This window comes from Stenotrophomonas sp. Sm2128, assembly GCF_030985535.1.
In the GTDB taxonomy this organism is placed as follows: domain Bacteria; phylum Pseudomonadota; class Gammaproteobacteria; order Xanthomonadales; family Xanthomonadaceae; genus Stenotrophomonas; species Stenotrophomonas maltophilia.
Window position 1 is genome coordinate 12,048 of record NZ_JAPTFQ010000067.1, and the last position, 16,221, is coordinate 28,268.

The 16,221-nt window shown below is 67.0% G+C and carries 17 protein-coding genes; 6 read left to right on the forward strand and 11 right to left on the reverse strand.

Annotated features, from left to right (window positions below; all coding sequences use genetic code 11):
- Positions 1 to 21 precede the first annotated feature (21 nt).
- From O0K41_RS17015 to O0K41_RS17065, 11 genes are all read right to left on the reverse strand, one after another.
- Positions 22 to 279 (reverse strand): acyl carrier protein, encoded by a 258-nt coding sequence (locus O0K41_RS17015; RefSeq protein ID WP_005411609.1) that lies wholly within the window; start codon positions 277 to 279, stop codon positions 22 to 24.
- A gap of 17 nt (positions 280 to 296) precedes the next feature.
- Positions 297 to 554 carry a phosphopantetheine-binding protein gene (locus tag O0K41_RS17020; protein ID WP_005411610.1) on the reverse strand — a complete coding sequence of 86 codons (258 nt, stop codon included), beginning with the start codon at positions 552 to 554 and terminating at the stop codon, positions 297 to 299.
- Positions 541 to 1,338: a lysophospholipid acyltransferase family protein gene (locus O0K41_RS17025; RefSeq protein ID WP_005414875.1), complete on the reverse strand. Its 798-nt coding sequence runs from the start codon at positions 1,336 to 1,338 to the stop codon at positions 541 to 543. Before O0K41_RS17025 ends, O0K41_RS17020 begins: the two co-directional genes overlap by 14 nt.
- Complete coding sequence (locus O0K41_RS17030) at positions 1,331 to 2,074, reverse strand: beta-ketoacyl synthase chain length factor (protein WP_049448217.1); 744 nt, start codon at positions 2,072 to 2,074, stop codon at positions 1,331 to 1,333. Before O0K41_RS17030 ends, O0K41_RS17025 begins: the two co-directional genes overlap by 8 nt.
- 217 nt (positions 2,075 to 2,291) lie before the next feature.
- Complete coding sequence (gene cydB / locus O0K41_RS17035; RefSeq protein WP_005414876.1) at positions 2,292 to 3,305, reverse strand: cytochrome d ubiquinol oxidase subunit II; 1,014 nt, start codon at positions 3,303 to 3,305, stop codon at positions 2,292 to 2,294.
- Position 3,306: 1 nt separating this feature from the next.
- Entirely contained in the window at positions 3,307 to 4,704 is a 1,398-nt protein-coding gene (locus O0K41_RS17040) for a cytochrome ubiquinol oxidase subunit I (protein WP_049448215.1), read from the reverse strand.
- A gap of 129 nt (positions 4,705 to 4,833) precedes the next feature.
- Complete coding sequence (locus tag O0K41_RS17045; RefSeq protein ID WP_049448213.1) at positions 4,834 to 6,033, reverse strand: ABC transporter permease; 1,200 nt, start codon at positions 6,031 to 6,033, stop codon at positions 4,834 to 4,836.
- 1 nt (position 6,034) lies between these two features.
- Entirely contained in the window at positions 6,035 to 7,330 is a 1,296-nt protein-coding gene (locus O0K41_RS17050; RefSeq protein WP_237398807.1) for an ABC transporter permease, read from the reverse strand.
- Positions 7,331 to 7,651: 321 nt separating this feature from the next.
- Entirely contained in the window at positions 7,652 to 7,867 is a 216-nt protein-coding gene (locus tag O0K41_RS17055) for a hypothetical protein (protein ID WP_049448210.1), read from the reverse strand.
- Positions 7,864 to 8,517, reverse strand: a complete 654-nt coding sequence (locus tag O0K41_RS17060; protein WP_049448208.1) for a sigma-70 family RNA polymerase sigma factor — start codon at positions 8,515 to 8,517, stop codon at positions 7,864 to 7,866. The genes O0K41_RS17055 and O0K41_RS17060 overlap by 4 nt, the downstream gene beginning before the upstream one ends.
- A gap of 37 nt (positions 8,518 to 8,554) precedes the next feature.
- Positions 8,555 to 8,884: a hypothetical protein gene (locus tag O0K41_RS17065; RefSeq protein ID WP_043034435.1), complete on the reverse strand. Its 330-nt coding sequence runs from the start codon at positions 8,882 to 8,884 to the stop codon at positions 8,555 to 8,557.
- A gap of 168 nt (positions 8,885 to 9,052) precedes the next feature.
- Between O0K41_RS17065 and O0K41_RS17070 the strand changes: the two genes are divergently transcribed.
- From O0K41_RS17070 to hemF, 6 genes are read left to right on the forward strand one after another with little or no spacing between them, the layout of a single operon-like run.
- Entirely contained in the window at positions 9,053 to 11,425 is a 2,373-nt protein-coding gene (locus tag O0K41_RS17070) for a S9 family peptidase (RefSeq protein ID WP_059035899.1), read from the forward strand.
- Positions 11,422 to 11,841: an NUDIX domain-containing protein gene (locus O0K41_RS17075; protein WP_005411620.1), complete on the forward strand. Its 420-nt coding sequence runs from the start codon at positions 11,422 to 11,424 to the stop codon at positions 11,839 to 11,841. Before O0K41_RS17070 ends, O0K41_RS17075 begins: the two co-directional genes overlap by 4 nt.
- A 30-nt stretch (positions 11,842 to 11,871) precedes the next feature.
- A complete protein-coding gene (locus O0K41_RS17080) occupies positions 11,872 to 12,432 on the forward strand; it encodes a hypothetical protein (protein ID WP_049448203.1) in 561 nt (186 codons plus the stop codon).
- Positions 12,433 to 12,466: 34 nt separating this feature from the next.
- Positions 12,467 to 13,588 carry a hypothetical protein gene (locus tag O0K41_RS17085; RefSeq protein ID WP_049448201.1) on the forward strand — a complete coding sequence of 374 codons (1,122 nt, stop codon included), beginning with the start codon at positions 12,467 to 12,469 and terminating at the stop codon, positions 13,586 to 13,588.
- A 37-nt stretch (positions 13,589 to 13,625) separates the two neighbouring features.
- Entirely contained in the window at positions 13,626 to 15,239 is a 1,614-nt protein-coding gene (locus O0K41_RS17090; RefSeq protein ID WP_164221845.1) for a hypothetical protein, read from the forward strand.
- 54 nt (positions 15,240 to 15,293) lie between these two features.
- A complete protein-coding gene (hemF, locus tag O0K41_RS17095; protein ID WP_164221843.1) occupies positions 15,294 to 16,190 on the forward strand; it encodes an oxygen-dependent coproporphyrinogen oxidase in 897 nt (298 codons plus the stop codon).
- Positions 16,191 to 16,221 lie beyond the last annotated feature (31 nt).

Consider the following 16,221-nt stretch of genomic DNA (forward strand, 5'->3'; position numbering starts at 1 on the left):
GCGGAGCCGCCGGCGCTGCGGTCAGGCGGCTGCCTGGTCCGGCAGCAACCCATGCACGACATCGACGATGTCCTGCACGGTGCGCACGGCCTTGAACGCTTCCGGCTGCAGGTTGCGGCCCAGCAGCGGCTTGAGCTGCACGATCAGGTCGACCGCATCGATGCTGTCGATATCCAGGTCGTCGTACAGGCGTGCCTCGGGGGTGATCCGGGCGGTTTCGATCTCGAAGCTGTCGGTCAGGATGCTGACGATGCGTTCGAACAGTTCATTCTTGGTCATGGCAATTCCTGGCGCCGTTACGACTGGCGGGCGGCGACGAACTCGCCGAGCGCGCGCACGCTGGAGAAATGGCGACGGGTTTCTTCCGAATCGGCCGAGAGGCTGACACCGTACTTCTTCTGCAGCGCCAGGCCCAACTCCAGCGCGTCGATCGAATCCAGGCCGAGGCCCTCGACGAACAGCGGCGCGGTCGGATCGATGTCCTCCGGCGTGATGTCCTCCAGCGAAAGGGAGGAAATGATCAATTCCTTGATCTCGTGCTCAAGTGCTTGCACGGGGCGGCTCTCCAGACAGGTCGAAATAACGAGAAAGGTGCTCGGTAACGCGGCGTGCCGCCAAGGCATCCCCCCTTGGCGAGTCGTCTTCGGCCAAGAAAGGCGCGATCGGGATATCTTCGCCGATCTGCAGCCGAACGTGAAAGCGACGTGAGGGGACACGATACCACTTCTGTCCCTTGGTCAGGGTTGGCGGGCTGCAGGTGATCCGCACCGGGGTGACGTCGATGCGGCCCCGTACGGCGATGTTGGCGGCCCCGCGCTGCAGGCGCGGCGGCTGCCCGGGCACGCTGCGGGTGCCCTCCGGGAAGATGACCAGGGTGCCGCCGGCATGCACCGCGGCCACGCAGTCATCGACCAGGCCGGCGCCATCGTCATTGGAGATGTAGCCGGCGGCCCGTACCGGACCGCGCATGAACGGGTTGCAGGCCACGGCCCGCTTGACCACGCAGTCGGCGTTGGGAAGCAGCGAGATCAGGCAGACCACGTCGATCAGGGTCGGGTGGTTGGCCAGCACCAGCAGGCCGTCACGCTGCAGGCGTTCACCGCCCTCGATCTCGTAGGTCATCACCCCCAGCCCGCGCATCAGCCGCAGATGGCTGGCGAACGCGACCTGGACCACGCGCCGGGCGCGCCGGCGACGGGCCACCGGGTCCCGCATCAGCAGCAGTACCGGCATCACCAGGACGCCGAGCAGCAGCCCGCCCAGGCCAAACGCAACAAAGCTCAGGCCGGTGCCAAACACCCGCCAGGCGTGGTCGAGGCGGCGCGGCAGCTCACTCACGGCGGCCCCAGCGCCAGCGCTGGCCATGGGCCACGTGCTCCAGCGCTGGCGCGCCGGACAACAGGAAGCGATGCAGGTCCAGCGCGTGCGGCAGCAGGCCGGGCACAGTGCTGGCCTGGCCGTCGGCCGGCTGCCACTGCAGCGCCAGCGTCGGCCGGCCCCCTGTTGGCGCGGTCAAACGCCAGCACCAGGCGAAGAACGGGTCGGGTTCGTCGGCGAACGTCGCGTAAACCTCCGGGAGCGGCGACTCGTAGACCACCACCCGCACCTCGCGGGCGCCATCGGCCAGCAGGCCGACGGCCTCCAGGCACGCGGCTTCGACCGTTGCCTGGCCAGCAGCCAATGCCAGGTAGTTGCCGCGATGGCCGCGGGCGATTGAATACAGCGCGGCGATCGCGTTGTGCACCGACAGGCCAAATCCGGTGGGCGACAACGGCTGGTCGCCGACCAGCGCCCCCAGCAGGTCCATCGAACGTGCGACGTCGCCATGGCGGCTGGCGAACACCAGCGGCACGTCGCTGTCGGCCCCCTGCCCGTCCTCGCACCAGCACGCGGTCTGGATCGCCATGCGGCCCAACCGCTCGATGCGACGGCGTTGCATTGCCGGAACCTCTGCCAGTGCCGGCGTATCCCCGCCGTGCGGCAGGTACGGCGCTTCGGCCCAGCCCAGCCACTGGCTACGCTCGCTCAGGCCGGGCGCCCACGCGGCCCAGTCGACGATGGAGAATTCAATCATTTAGCGTTGGTGCTTCAACGGGAGATCGATAGGCACGAGCCATTACGGCGACGCGCGGCGGCCCCCCATTCCTGCAGCCGTGCGTCCGTCCAGGACGTCGCCGGCTGCCCCCCTGGCTGCCGGAAAGGAGCGCACGCTAGCACGTCCCGCCCGGGGTGTGCAGGTTTCACATTCCCCAACACGGGGCCCGGCACCGGCGGGCCCCGCCTTCAACCCATCAGTGGTAACCGGTGTCGGCGTGCACCTTGCCGCGGAACACCCGGTACGACCACGCCGTATAGCCGAGGATGACCGGCAGCAGAATGACCAGCCCGACCAGGGTGAAGCCCAGCGAGGAGGCCGGCGCGGCGGCCTGCCACAGGGTCATCGACGGCGGCAGCAGGTACGGCCACATGCCCAGCACCAGGCCAAGGAAACCAAGCACGAACAGCGCCAGGCTGAGCAGGAACGGCGGCAGGTCGCGGCGCGGATGGGTCGCACTGCGCCACAGCGCGGCGGCCACCGCCAGGGTCAACAGCGGCACCGGCGACAGCCACCAGAAGTTGCCGTCGCTGAACCAGCGCGCCATCAGCCGCGAATCGAGGAACGGCAGCCAGCTGCTGACCAGGCCCATCGCTGCGATCACCGCCACCACCAGCGGCCGGGTCATCTGCCGTGCCAGCGCCTGCACGCGGCCTTCGGTCTTCAGGATCAGCCAGGTGCTGCCCAGCAGCGCATAGCCGGCTACCAGCGCGGCACCGGTCAGCATCGCGAACGGGCTGAACCAGGCGAACGGCCCGCCCTGATAGACACCGTCCACCAGCGGGATGCCCTGCACCAGGGTGCCGAGGATCACGCCCTGGGCAAACGTGGCCAGCAGCGAACCGAGTCCGAACGCCACGCTCCACAGCCGGCGCGACCGGTGTGCCTTGAAGCGGAACTCGAACGCCACGCCGCGGAACACCAGCGCCACCACCAGCAGCAGCACCGGCAGGTACAGCGCCGACAACAACACCGCATAGGCCTTCGGGAACGCCGCCAGCAGCCCGGCGCCGCCCAGTACCAGCCAGGTCTCGTTGCCGTCCCAGATCGGCGCGGCGGTGTTCATCATCAGGTCCAGCTGCTCCTCGTCCTCGGCGAACGGGGCCAGGATGCCGATACCGAGCACGAAGCCATCCAGCACCACATACATCAGCACGCCGAAGCCGATCACCGCGAACCACGCCACCGGCAGCCAGGTCATCAGGTCCATGTCAGCGCTCCTCCAGCGGTTCGTCGGCCGCCGACAGCGGGCGTGCCGGGGTGTGGCTGCCGTGGTCCAGCGACGGCCCATCATCATGTGGCCGCGGTCCGTGGCGCAGGATCTTCACCAGGTACCAGATGCCCCAGCCGAACACGAAGGCGTAGCCAACGACGTAGACCGCCAGCGACAGCGCGGTCATCCACGCACTCTGCGGGCCGACCGCATCAGCAGTGCGCAGCACGCCATACACCACCCACGGCTGGCGGCCCATCTCGGTGACGAACCAACCCGACAGCAGCGCGATGAAGCCGCTGGGCAGCATCCAGTTCCAGCCGCGCAGCAGCCACGGCGAATCCAGCAGCTTCTTCCGCCACAACTGGAACGCCGACACCCAGGCCAGCAGCAGCATCAGCGTGCCCAAACCGACCATGATGCGGAAGGCGAAGAACACCGGCGTCACCGGCGGCCGCTCGTTGGACGGTACCGAGGTGAGCGGGTCGAAGGTACCGTCCAGGCTGTGGGTGAGGATCACGCTGCCCAGCTTCGGGATGGCAACTTCGAAATCATTGCGCTCTTCCTTCTCGTTCGGCAGCGCGAACACCACCAGCGGTACGCCCTCGCCCTCCTTGGTTTCATGCCAGTGCGCTTCCATCGCCGCGATCTTCATCGGCTGGTGCTTGAGCGTGTTCAGGCCATGCATGTCGCCGACGAAAATCTGCACCGGCACGGTCAGTGCCGCGAACGCCACCGCTGCGATCAGCATGCGCCGGCCCGCTTCCACGTGCGTGCCCTTGCGCAGGTACCACGCGCCCACGCCACCGATCACGAAACAGGTGGTGATGAACGAACCCAGCGCCATGTGCGCCAGCCGGTACGGGAACGAGGGATTGAACACCACCTGCCACCAGTCCACCGGATGCACCACGCCGTTGACCATCTCGTAGCCGGCCGGCGTATGCAGCCAGCTGTTGGACGACAGGATCCAGAACGTGGAGAACAGCGTGCCCAGCGCCACCATGCAGGTGGACAGGAAATGCAGGCGCGGCGAGACGCGGCCCCAGCCGAACATCATCACGCCGAGGAAGCTGGCTTCCAGGAAGAACGCGGTCAGCACTTCATAGGTCAGCAGCGGGCCGATGACCGTGCCGGCCACCTCGCTCAGCCGTGGCCAGTTGGTTCCGAACTGGAAGGCCATGACGATGCCGCTGACCACGCCCATGCCGAACGACACCGCGAAGATCTTCTGCCAGAAGAAATACAGCTCGCGCCACACGGGCAACTTCGTGCGCAGCCAGCGCCATTCGATGAAGGCCAGCCAGCTGGCCGTGCCAATGGTGAAGGCGGGGAACAGCACATGGAAACTGATGACGAATCCGAACTGGATCCGGGACAACAACAACGCGTCCAAGGGACGCCTCCTGCCTGTGACCGGTGGGATACCGGACCACTTTAGGAGGATTTCGTTAAGACGGGATGCGACCGGGTGACGCGCTGCTTCACTTTGTCGCAGGTGAAGCTGGGTGACAGGATGAATGGGCTACAGGGGCTCCAGCAGGGTCAAGGGCGGCTCCTTGGCGATTCTCAGGGCCCGGGGTACCAGTGCAGTCAAGCAGGCCGCCATCACCAGCACAACAGCGCTCGATATCGAGAACCACGGTGAACCGGTGATGCCGTCCTGCGGCGACCCTACCCACTGCAACGACAACGCGCCGAGCAGGGTGCCCAGCGTGGTGAACAGTGAAACCTCGAACATGATTTCGGCAAAGATCACGGATCCGCGAGCACCCAATGTCCGTCTAACCCCAATGGAGTGCCGGCGCTGATCAAGCCACGCGCCCACAACTCCAGAAACGCCGGCCATCAGCACACCGAGAACAACGGCGGTCATGACCGCGAGCACGGTCGTAGCGAAGCGATCAGCTTTGACGTAGGCGTCGCGATAACCCGCCAGCGTCTCGACACCGGCTGGATGCATGATCCGATAAGGCCGCTGCAGCGCATCGGCGGTGCGATCAAGCGATGAACGATCAACCTCCGACTTCCACTTCGCCAGATAATAGCGACTGGCGCCCATGGGAAGGCCCGGGAGCAGCACCCACTGCGAGTCCCGCTCATTGCCGCCTGGCGCCGGTCCAGCAACAGACGCAAATACGCCCACGATGACCCGGCTGCTGCCGGGGCCGAAATACAGGTGGCGGCCAACAGCATTCCCCGTTCCGAACAGATGGGCAGCCAGCGATTCACTGATCAGCACCACCGGAGCGCCTTCAACCATGTCCTCCTCCATGGCATCGCGCCCCAGGACGATTCCCGCGCCCAGCATCGCCAGCAAGCCAGAGCTTGCAGTTACAACGGGAACGCGATCACATCCAGCAACGTCTGCCGTGCCCGCGTTCATCGAATGCACCATGGCCGACTCACTGGTGCATACGCCGTATCGATGGGCTCTTCCCCCGAACGGAACAGCGTCGCTCACAACCGTGTTCTGAACACCGGGCAGCCGGATCGCGGACAGGTCTGCCCGCAGCACTGCCGCATCCGCGCCGTCTTCGACATCAGAGACTCTGACCACACCAATCGATGCTGCCTCCCGGATGCTCCCGGCGTTCAATCTGGCGAAGCTGTCCAGCGCAGATTGCAGTGCGAACGCACATGCCAGGCTTGCAAGCGCTGCCTGCACTGCAAGCAGTGCGGCGCTTCCCAAATGTCGTCGGGTCTCCCTCATCGAGTCGAACATTTCAGGCAGCCCCCTTCGCGAAGGCACTCGACAGGGAGCTGACCCTGCAGATTTCAAACGACGGGACCAATGAACAGAGCAACGTCGTGACGACTCCCAGGCCAGCGGCCATCAGCATTGCCCCAGCATGCATCGCCGTTATCGCGCTGGGCAGAACGTCTCCCGCAGCAACCACCCGGATTCCCAGCGTGTAGGTGACGACAGCGAGCACACTGCTTGCGGCTCCCGCCGCGATGGATTCCCACATGAGCTGGATGAACACGTCCCGACGTCGCGCTCCCAGTGCACGTCGTATCGCGAGCTCCCGCCGACGGCGCCCCAGACTGAAGCTCAGCAGCGCCGCCGCGTTGACGATGCACACACCGAGAAGGATCAGTGACAGCCGAAGCTGCATCCTGGCCCGCTCCGGAACCAATCCCAGCCTATCCAGCCACTCCATCAACGGCCAAAGTGCCACCTGCTGGGTGCCTGGTTCGATCCGAAGGCCCTTTGCCTGTGCATAGGCATCCAGATTCGCCCGGTAGGCGGCGACATCGTCCGCGGTGGGCAGCCACGCCCACAATTGGAGCCATGACACGTTGGCTCCTGCAGGGTCCGTGTCCTGGTCACCCCCCCAGATCGCCGTCCCATCCACAACAGTCAGCCTGTCCGCGATTGCGGTCTCAACCGGCAGGTAGATCTCGTCAGGTTCCACAAACGGCCGGCGTGTGAGATCTCCCTGAAACATCGGCACCGGATGCCAATCCTCCGCGACACCCACAACAGTGTAGGTGCGCCTGCCCAGTTCCAACCGATGACCAACACAGTCCTGCGCACACTCGCGCTCACCAAGCGCACGCGACAGGACCACTATACGACTCGCAGCATGCCCCTCCTCGGCGGTCCATGCGCGCCCTTCAACAACAGCAATGCCAAGAACACTGAACACTTCGGACGTTGCGAACCTCGCACGCAGCCTTGCGCTGGAGGCTCCCGGCCGGGAGAGCGTCACCGCCCCGCCCGCCATGGCGGCCTGCTTCCACGACCTCCCCTGGCCCAGAAGCGCCTTCGCATCCGGCCAGGTCAGTGCCTGTCCCGGATCCGAGGAACCACTGCGCAGAGCATCTGGACGCGCGTCAAGGTACGGGCGGAACAACGCGGAGCTCCGGCCTGGCGCGGGATCCGACGATGCCTGGAGAACAATGGAGAGCATCACGGTCGTGATCCCCACCCCCGCACCCAGCATGAGAGCGATTGCCAGATGAGTCCCGATTCGTTGCTTGAATCGGGCAAGCGAAAGCTGGATGTAGTAGAGCATCATCCAATTGCATCCGGCGTTGGATTACTGGCGCACCTGTCCATGTGATTCTCACTCCATACCCGTGGAAGCTGATGGTTGAGAGTCTCTGATTGTGAAACTCCGACTCAAGCGGAGGCATGGAGTTTGCAACTTTCCTCAGGAAACACACGTAGCTCGCGGACCCTGGATAGAGCAACTGCCACTGATGACGAGGCCGACGTGACGGAGTCTGACGGGAAAGGCCAACTGCCGACGTGGAGACAACGCCCGACGCTTGGATATCTGATCGGAAGTTGGAGGAAGAAGCGTCCCAAAGCAGTTGCGGGCGTCAATGTTCTTCTAGACCCAGATGTACCAGGCCGCTGCAGCCAGCAGCGCGCCAAACAACAGCACCTGCACCACCACATAGCCCACGCCACTGTCGCGCGACTCAGCGGCAATGCGCTTCTGCAGCGCCTCACTCACATCCGGCGTTTCTTCCCGCTGCACCTGCTCACGCAACGCCTGCGCCAGCGCGCGCTCTTCCGCATCGCGAGGGTCGGTCGGTCGGTTCACAGCAGTTCTCCGGCGGCGGCACGCCGCGTCAGTTCCTGCTTCAGGACCTGGCGCGCACGGTGAAGGTGGCTCTTGATGGTACCGCGCGCCAGCCCGGTCACCTGCTCGATTTCGGCCAGATCGAAATCCTCCAGGTAGTGCAGGCCGACGATCAGGCGCTGCGGCGCGCTCAGCCGTTCCAGTGCCACGCCGAGCTGGCGCCCGGCCTGCAGCGCCTCGCTCAACTCGGCGGGCCCGGGGCCTTCATCGCCGATCCCCAGTTCCTCCGGCACCTCCACCGCCACCACCCATTGCGCCTCCAGCCGCCGCCGGCGCAGGTGCTGCAGTGCAGTGGTGTAGGCCACCCGCGAAACCCAGGTACGCAACGAAGATTCAAAGCGGAACCGGTGCAGCTGGCGGAACACGGCCAGGAAGGTTTCCTGCAGCAGGTCAGCCACCTGGTCGCGGTCGCCCACCATGCGTCCGATCACATGCGCGCAGGTGCGCTGGTGGGCTTCAACCAGCTGCGCGAAGGCCGACTGCGAGCCATCGATGATGGCTCGCACCAGGGCCTGGTCCGCGTCCAGCGGTGCGGCGGGTGCCGCCGTCGCCGCTGCATCGTGACGGCGACGGCCCCGCAGTGCCGACAATGCTTCGCCGAACAGGCTCATCTACGGGGCGCCCCCTGTGCCCGTGGCATGTTCCAGCTCAGCCCTTGCGGACGGCGGGACGGGTGAAGTGCCAGGCCAGCAGCTGGCCGAGGCCGGCGCTGCCGACCAGTGCGGCGGCGGCGCCGAAGGTCAGGTCACGGGCACCCATCGCTTCCAGCAGGGCCATGGCCAGCGCCAGGCAGACCAGGCTGATGCCCCAGCGCAGCGCGCCCTGGCGGCGGCGCTCTTCTTCCAGCACGGCCAGCGAGCGGATCACTTCCTCGGGCACGTGCGGGGCCACCAGCTTGCTACGCGCGCGGGCATCGGCAATGGCGTGGATCGCGTAGGCGATGCAGATGAAGAGGGTGATCGGGATCAGTTCCTGCATGGTCGGGCTCCTGTTCGGTGGATGATGCGGGTTCAGGAGAATGGATGCGCGAGGCCGGCCAGCGGTTGCACTACTTTGCCAATCCCGCTGCCATGACCTGTGGCCCCTGCCCCCGGCCCGTGCGGCTGCTACGCTTGGCCGGTTTTCCTCTACTGGTGCCGTCCGCCCATGTCCCGAGTGCTGCCCCTGTCCCTCCTGCTGTCGGCCGTGCTGGCCGCACCGGCCGCGCATGCCGCGCCGACGCCGATCACCATCGAACAGGCCATGGCCGACCCGGACTGGATCGGCCCGCCGGTCGAGAAGGCCTGGTGGTCGTGGAACAGCCAGCAGGTGGAGTACCAGCTCAAGCGCAACGGCAGCCCGGTGCGCGATACCTTCCGCCAGCCGGTGGCCGGTGGCGTGGCCGCGCAGGTGGCCGATGACCAGCGCGGCACCCTGGACGTGGCCGAGCCGGTCTACGACCGCAGCCGCAGCCGCAGCGCCTTCGTGCGCAATGGCGACGTGTTCGTGCGCGACCTGCGCAGCGGCGCGCTGACGCAGCTGACCCGCAGCAACGAGCGCGCGGGCAACGTGAACTTCGCCGCCGACAATGGCGTGATCTGGCGCGTCGGCCAGAACTGGTTCCACTGGACCGCCGCCAGCGGCGTGCAGCAGGTGGCCAGCCTGAAGGCCGAAAAGGACCCGCGTACGCCGCCGAAGGCCGACGTGCTGCGCGACCAGCAGCTGCGCACGCTGGAAACCCTTCGCCGCGACCGTGACCAGCGCGAAGCACTGAAGGACCAGGACCAGCGCTGGCGCCAGGCTGACCCGACCCGCGCGCCGGGCCCGGTGTACCTGGGCGCCGACGTGGAGATCGCCGACAGCGTGCTGTCGCCTGACCTGACCCACCTGGTCGTGGTGACCAAGCCGAAGGACTTCGATGACGGCCGTGGCGGCAAGATGCCGCTGTACGTGACCGAGTCGGGCTACGAGGAAACCGAGGACACCCGCACCCGCGTCGGCCGTAACGGCTTCGAGCCGCACACGCTGTGGTACGTGGACGTGCGCACCGGCAAGGCCGAGAAGGTTTCGCTGGCCGGCCTGCCGGGCATCAGCACCGATCCGCTGGCCGAGCTGCGCCGCAAGGCCGGCAAGGACGCGCTGAAGGGCGAGCGCAGCCTGCAGGTGATGAGCGACTTCATGGGCGGTGGCATCCGCTGGAGCCCCGATGGCCAGCAGGCCGCGGTGATGCTGCGTGCCAACGACAACAAGGACCGCTGGATCATCAGCGTCAACGCCGCCGACGGCCGCGTGCAGAACCGCCATCGCCTGACCGACAACGCCTGGATCAACTGGGGCTTCAATGATTTCGGCTGGATGGCCGATGGCCGCACGCTGTGGCTGCTGTCGGAGGAATCGGGCTTCTCGCACCTGTATACCCAGTCCGGTACGGCCAAGCCGCAGGCGCTGACCAGCGGCAAGTGGGAAACCTCGGCGCCGGTGCTGTCGGCCGACGGCAAGGGTTTCTACTTCCTGTGCAACCAGCAGGCGCCGCATGACTACGAAGTCTGCGCGGTCGACACCGGCAGCCGCCAGGTGCGCGAGCTGACCAGCCTCAACGGCGTGGAAGACTTCTCGCTGTCGCCGGACGGCCAGCAGCTGCTGGTGCGCTACTCCGGCGCCTACCTGCCGGCGCAGCTGGCCGTGGTACCGAGCACCGGCGCAGGCCAGGCCCGCGTGCTGACCGACACCCGCACTGCCGAGTTCAAGGCGCGCCAGTGGATCCAGCCGAAGCTGGTGGCGGTGCCGTCCAAGCATGGCGCCGGCGTGGTCTGGGCCAAGTACTACGAGCCCGAAAACAAGGAACCGGGGAAGAAGTACCCGATCGTGATGTTCGTGCACGGCGCCGGCTACCTGCAGAACGTGCACCAGCGCTACCCGGCCTACTTCCGCGAGCAGATGTTCCACAACCTGCTGGTGCAGAAGGGCTACATCGTGCTGGACATGGATTACCGCGGCAGCGAGGGCTACGGCCGCGACTGGCGTACGGCGATCTATCGCAACATGGGCCACCCGGAACTGGAAGACTACAAGGACGGCCTGGACTGGCTGGTCGACACCCAGCAGGGTGACCGCGACCATGCCGGCATCTACGGTGGTTCCTACGGCGGCTTCATGACCTTCATGGCCCTGTTCCGCTCGCCGGGCACGTTCAAGGCCGGCGCCGCGCTGCGCCCGGTGGTGGACTGGCACCAGTACAACCACGGCTATACCAGCAACATCCTCAATACCCCGGACATCGATCCGGAGGCGTACCGCGTGTCCTCGCCGATCGAATACGCGCAGAACCTGCAGGACAACCTGCTGATCGCCCACGGCATGATGGATGACAACGTGTTCTTCCAGGACTCGGTGAACCTGACCCAGCGCCTGATCGAACTGCACAAGGACAACTGGTCGATCGCACCGTACCCGCTGGAGCGCCACGGCTATGTGCGCGCCGATTCCTGGCTGGACCAGTACAAGCGCATCCTCAAGCTGTTCGAGCAGAACCTGAAGTGAGCAACGCCGCGGCCACGATCCACATCGTGGCCGCGGTCATCCTGGATGACCGCGGCCGGGCGCTGGTGGTACGCAAGCACGGCGCCAGCCGCTTCATCCAACCGGGCGGCAAGCCCGAACCCGGCGAAGCGCCGCTGCAGGCGCTGGCCCGCGAACTGGACGAAGAACTCGGTGTGCAGCTATGCGCGGAAACCGCCATCGCGCTGGGCACCTTCGAGGATTGGGCGGTGAACGAACCCGGCCATCGCGTGCAGGCACAGGCCTGGTGGGTGCGGGTGGACGGCACGCCACAGGCATGTGCCGAGATCGCCGAACTGGCCTGGGTGCCACTGCAGCCGCCGCATGGCCAGCCCTTGGCACCGTTGAGCGAACACCATATCCTGCCGGCCGTCGCCACCCGGGTGACGGCCCGCTGATCGCGCGGGCACCGATTGCAAGGACACCGGATGTCAATGTCGATCCCGCCGATTCCCTCGCTGGTCCAGCCGACCTATCACGCCTGGGTGCGCCCGATCGCACACGCTTCGTTCTGGCTGTCGCTGCTGCTCACGGTGTACTTCGTGATGCAGGGGCTGCTGCTGTGGCCGCTGCACAACCTTCCGATCTGGCATCTGGTTGAGAGGGAAGTACAAGACCAGCACCTGCACAGCCTGATCTGGCTTTTGGCGCATCCGGTGGCCGCGTCGATGATTGCCGCGCTGCTGTGCCTGGCCTCGACGCTGGCCAGCTGGGGCCTGCTGCGCGAGCGCAGCTGGGGCCTGTGGAGCTTTGTGGTGATCCTGCTGCTGAGCGCGTTGGCCAACTTTGCGATCGCCGGCTGGTTGGACGTGTTCATGCGTGATGTCATCCCGTTTCTCTCCGACGACGCCGTCCTGCAGCAGGAACTCCATCTGAAACGCTGGTTGATCACGCTGACCGTGGTGGCCATGTCATTGGTGCTCCTCGGCCTGCAGGGCTGGCTGGCCTGGCGCCTGTTGCGGCCGGACATCCGCTCGCGCTTCCACTGAGCCACCCCCTTTCCCGCACGACAAGGACCGTCGCTTGCGCTTTTCGACCCTTCTCCCCGCATTGCTGCTGTTGACTGCGCTGCCTGCCGGCGCCGATGCGCTGCAATGTGGCGAATACCGCAGCGCCGATGGCGGCATGGCGCTGGTGTTCACCACTCCCGGCAGCGGCTACCACCACGATGAGGGCAGCGAGCCACAGCCGCTGTGGGTTGATCGCGGTGCGGCACAGACGCGGTTGGTCATGCTCGACGATGGCGTGGCGCAGCCGATCCGGATCAGCGCCGATGGGCAGCGCATCGAGCACGACGGGGTGGTGCTCTACACCCTGCGCCAGCCCCGCGCCTGCGCCAGCGAGCCCAGCGCGATGGACGGCAGCTGCCGCGCCGCCGGCAGCCACTGCGTTGCACGGCTGCCCACGGCCTCACCCGGCCAGGCCCAGCGTGCGTGCAGCGAAGGCGTTGGCGCGGGCTGCTCGGCGCTGCTGCGCCAGCTTCGCGATGGAACAACTGCAGTCGGCAGCGATGACACCAGCCCCGCGCGCTTCGAACGCCCGCCCATCTGCCGCGAACACACGCCCGGCCATGACCCGCGGGCCTGCGAGACGCTGACCGGCGATGCGCTGGCCGCCGCCATGCAGAAGGTCGGTGAACGCCTGCAACAGGAAGACGAAAACATGCCGGATTCACCGCTTCCGGCCGCTGCACGCGATCGCCTGCAGCAGTTGTGCCTGCAGCACCGCAGTGGCCGCTTCTGCGTCGAACTAGCCGCACAGCAGCTGATCGCGCTGGAGCCCGCATTGGCGGTGCAGGCGCTGCAGGTGGTCTGCGATGCCGGCCGCGCCAGCGCCTGCGAACGCATCGCACCGCTGCGCGGTCCCGGCGCTGACCTGCGCCTCGTCCCGGCCCAGCAGGTGCCCTGCGGCCGCTACCAGGCCGATGGAGGCGTGATCGACAGGCTCGACTTCGGCGATGGCACCCGGGCCCGCCTGCAGAACGGCGCCATCCACCTGCAGCAGAACGGCGAAACCCTTGTGCTGCGCCAGCTCGGCAACGGCGATCTGCTCGGCATGGATGCGCAGACCGCCTACCAGCGTTACCAGTCCGTGCCCGGCACGGCACAATGCACGGCCCCGCGCGAGGGCCGTGGTTCGCCGTAGCGCCTGGAGTTTCCCGTTCGATCGTCAAGGAGACGACATGCATTCATCCGCACCGCGCCAGCGCTGGCTGGCCTGGGCGCTGCTGCTGGCCGCACCGATGGCCGCCGCACAGTCACCGCAATGCGGCCTGTTCAAGGCCGACGAAGGCAGCAGCACGCTGCGCATCAGCTCACCCAACCGTGGCGAGCAGAAGCACTTCGGCAGTGCACCGTCTCCGGTCGCGTTCCAGCAGATCGACGGGAAGCTGCAACTGGTGAACCTGGAGTACGGCCTGCCCAGCCCGCTGCAGGTACGTGATCGTGGCCGCACGGTCGAGGTGGATGGCACGACCTACATCCTGCTGACCCCCGAACAGTGCGCCGCCGCAGCCACGCCGGCTGAAGGCAGCTGCCTAGCCAATGCCGTGGCCTGCCTGGACAACCGTCACGAAGCCACTCCGGCCGCGCTGGAAGCAGGGTGTCGGGAAGGCGTGCCCGGCATGTGCCTGCAACTGGCTGATCGCTGGCGTGATGAAGCCAAGCCTAAGGTGAAGGCCGATCCTGTCCAGCAGAAGGCGGCCCTCGACGCCGCCCTGTCCGGCATCAAGCTCCCCGCTGCTTGTGACAACGGGGGCTTCGAACAGGGAACCCCGGCATGTGCCGCCGCGCTCGAGGCCGACCCCGCAGTGCAGGCGCAGCTGGTCAAGGCCGCGATGACGGCAGCCATGACCGAAGCCATGGTGACGATGACGGCGCCGACCGTGCCGGTGATCATTCCGACTGAGCGGCGGCAACAGTTGCTGCGGCTGTGCCGCGAGGTAGCGCATGGCGGCTTCTGCGAGCGGGTGGCCGAACTGTCCTGGGACGCGGGAGATCCCCTGCTGGCGGTGCAGGCGCTGGCTGCGGCCTGTACACCGGGCAACGACACCGCCACCTGCGAGCGTCTGCCGGCGTTGCAGGCGCTGGGCGCATCATTGCAACCGCAACCGGCAACGGCCCTGCCCTGCGGCAACTACCGGGCCGATGGCGGTCTGATGGACACGCTGGACTTCGGTGACAACGGCCTGGTCGGCGTTGGCTGGAACAGTCATCTCCGCGCCCGCGTCGAAGAGGGCGACATCCGCATCCGCCACGACAGGGGCGGCGACTTCGTGCTGCGTCCGCTGCCTGGCGGCCAACTGCTGGGCCTGGATACCTGGACCCGCTTCCAGGTGTTCACCCCCACTGGCGATGGCCCGGGCCGCTGCAGTGCACCGAAGCAGTACACCGTGCTGCCGCTACCCCAGGATTGCCCGCAGGCGCTCGCTACCGGCGGGGCGGAAGCCTGCTGCGCGCAGGGCAAGCTGCAGGGCTGCAACGTACTCGGCAACCGCCTTGCGCTGTCCGGGCACTGGCTGCAGGCCGCCGAGCACTACACCACGGTCTGCCGCGCCGGCGTCCGCGAGGGCTGCGAGAACCTGGTCACGGCCCAGGGCAACGATGCCGAGGTGGATGCACATGCACTGCTGGACCGGCTGTGCAAGGCCGACCGCAGTGGCCTGCACGTGGCCTGCGACGTGCTCGGCACCCAGAACTGGGAACTGATCGATCTGGGCCGCGCGCTGCAGAAGGCGGCCGATGACGCGGCATCAGACAACACCCCGCCGCCACGCCATTCCAACCGCAAGCGCTGAGCCAGCCAGGGCCTGTCGGCAGCTTCGGGCGGGCCCTGCGGTAAAGTACGCGCCATGAACGAATTCGAGCGCGTGCGCGCCTACCTCACCGACCTGCAGGACCGCATCTGTGCGGCGATCGAGGCCGTCGATGGCCGGGCCCGCTTCCAGGAAGACCTGTGGCAGCGTGCCGAGGGCGGCGGTGGGCGCACCCGCGTGCTGCGCGACGGCGCGGTGTTCGAGCAGGCCGGTATCGGCTTTTCCGATGTGTCCGGCAGCCGCCTGCCGCCGTCGGCCTCGGCCAACCGCCCGGAACTGGCCGGCGCCTCCTGGCGCGCTACCGGCGTGTCGCTGGTGTTCCACCCGCTCAACCCCTACGTGCCGACCACCCATGCCAACGTGCGCTTCTTCCAGGCGCAGCGCGATGGTGAAGTGGTGGCCAGCTGGTTCGGCGGCGGCTTCGACCTGACCCCGTTCTATCCGTTCGACGAGGATGTGCAGCACTGGCACAAGGTGGCACGCGATCTGTGTGCGCCGTTCGGCGACGAACGCTATGCCGCGCACAAGCGCTGGTGTGATGAGTACTTCTTCCTGCGCCACCGCAATGAAACGCGCGGCGTCGGCGGGCTGTTCTTCGACGACCTGCACGGCGACTTCGAGCGCGACTTCGCTTATCTGAGTGCGGTCGGCGATGGTTTCCTCGACGCCTACCTGCCGATCGTGCAGCAGCGCAAGGACACCGCGCATGGCGAGCGCGAACGCGAGTTCCAGCTGTACCGCCGCGGCCGCTACGTGGAGTTCAACCTGGTCTACGACCGCGGCACGCTGTTCGGCCTGCAGAGCGGCGGCCGCAGCGAGAGCATCCTGATGAGCCTGCCGCCGCGGGTGCGCTGGGAGTACGGCTTCGCCCCGGAAGCGGGCAGCGCCGAGGCGCGCCTGGCCGACTACCTGGTGCCACGCGACTGGCTCTGATCTTCCGGCGCCACGCCTGACGCGTGGCGCC

Excerpts from the sequence above, each read along its gene's own strand:
- O0K41_RS17015 (WP_005411609.1), bottom strand. The coding sequence starts at position 279 with ATGACCAAGAATGAACTGTTCGAACGCATCGTCAGCATCCTGACCGAC.
- O0K41_RS17030 (WP_049448217.1), bottom strand. The coding sequence starts at position 2,074 with ATGATTGAATTCTCCATCGTCGACTGGGCCGCGTGGGCGCCCGGCCTG.
- cydB (WP_005414876.1), bottom strand. The coding sequence starts at position 3,305 with ATGGACCTGATGACCTGGCTGCCGGTGGCGTGGTTCGCGGTGATCGGC.
- O0K41_RS17045 (WP_049448213.1), bottom strand. The coding sequence starts at position 6,033 with ATGTTCGACTCGATGAGGGAGACCCGACGACATTTGGGAAGCGCCGCA.
- O0K41_RS17050 (WP_237398807.1), bottom strand. The coding sequence starts at position 7,330 with ATGCTCTACTACATCCAGCTTTCGCTTGCCCGATTCAAGCAACGAATC.
- O0K41_RS17060 (WP_049448208.1), bottom strand. The coding sequence starts at position 8,517 with ATGAGCCTGTTCGGCGAAGCATTGTCGGCACTGCGGGGCCGTCGCCGT.
- O0K41_RS17065 (WP_043034435.1), bottom strand. The coding sequence starts at position 8,884 with ATGCAGGAACTGATCCCGATCACCCTCTTCATCTGCATCGCCTACGCG.
- O0K41_RS17070 (WP_059035899.1), top strand. The coding sequence starts at position 9,053 with ATGTCCCGAGTGCTGCCCCTGTCCCTCCTGCTGTCGGCCGTGCTGGCC.
- O0K41_RS17080 (WP_049448203.1), top strand. The coding sequence starts at position 11,872 with ATGTCAATGTCGATCCCGCCGATTCCCTCGCTGGTCCAGCCGACCTAT.
- O0K41_RS17090 (WP_164221845.1), top strand. The coding sequence starts at position 13,626 with ATGCATTCATCCGCACCGCGCCAGCGCTGGCTGGCCTGGGCGCTGCTG.
- hemF (WP_164221843.1), top strand. The coding sequence starts at position 15,294 with ATGAACGAATTCGAGCGCGTGCGCGCCTACCTCACCGACCTGCAGGAC.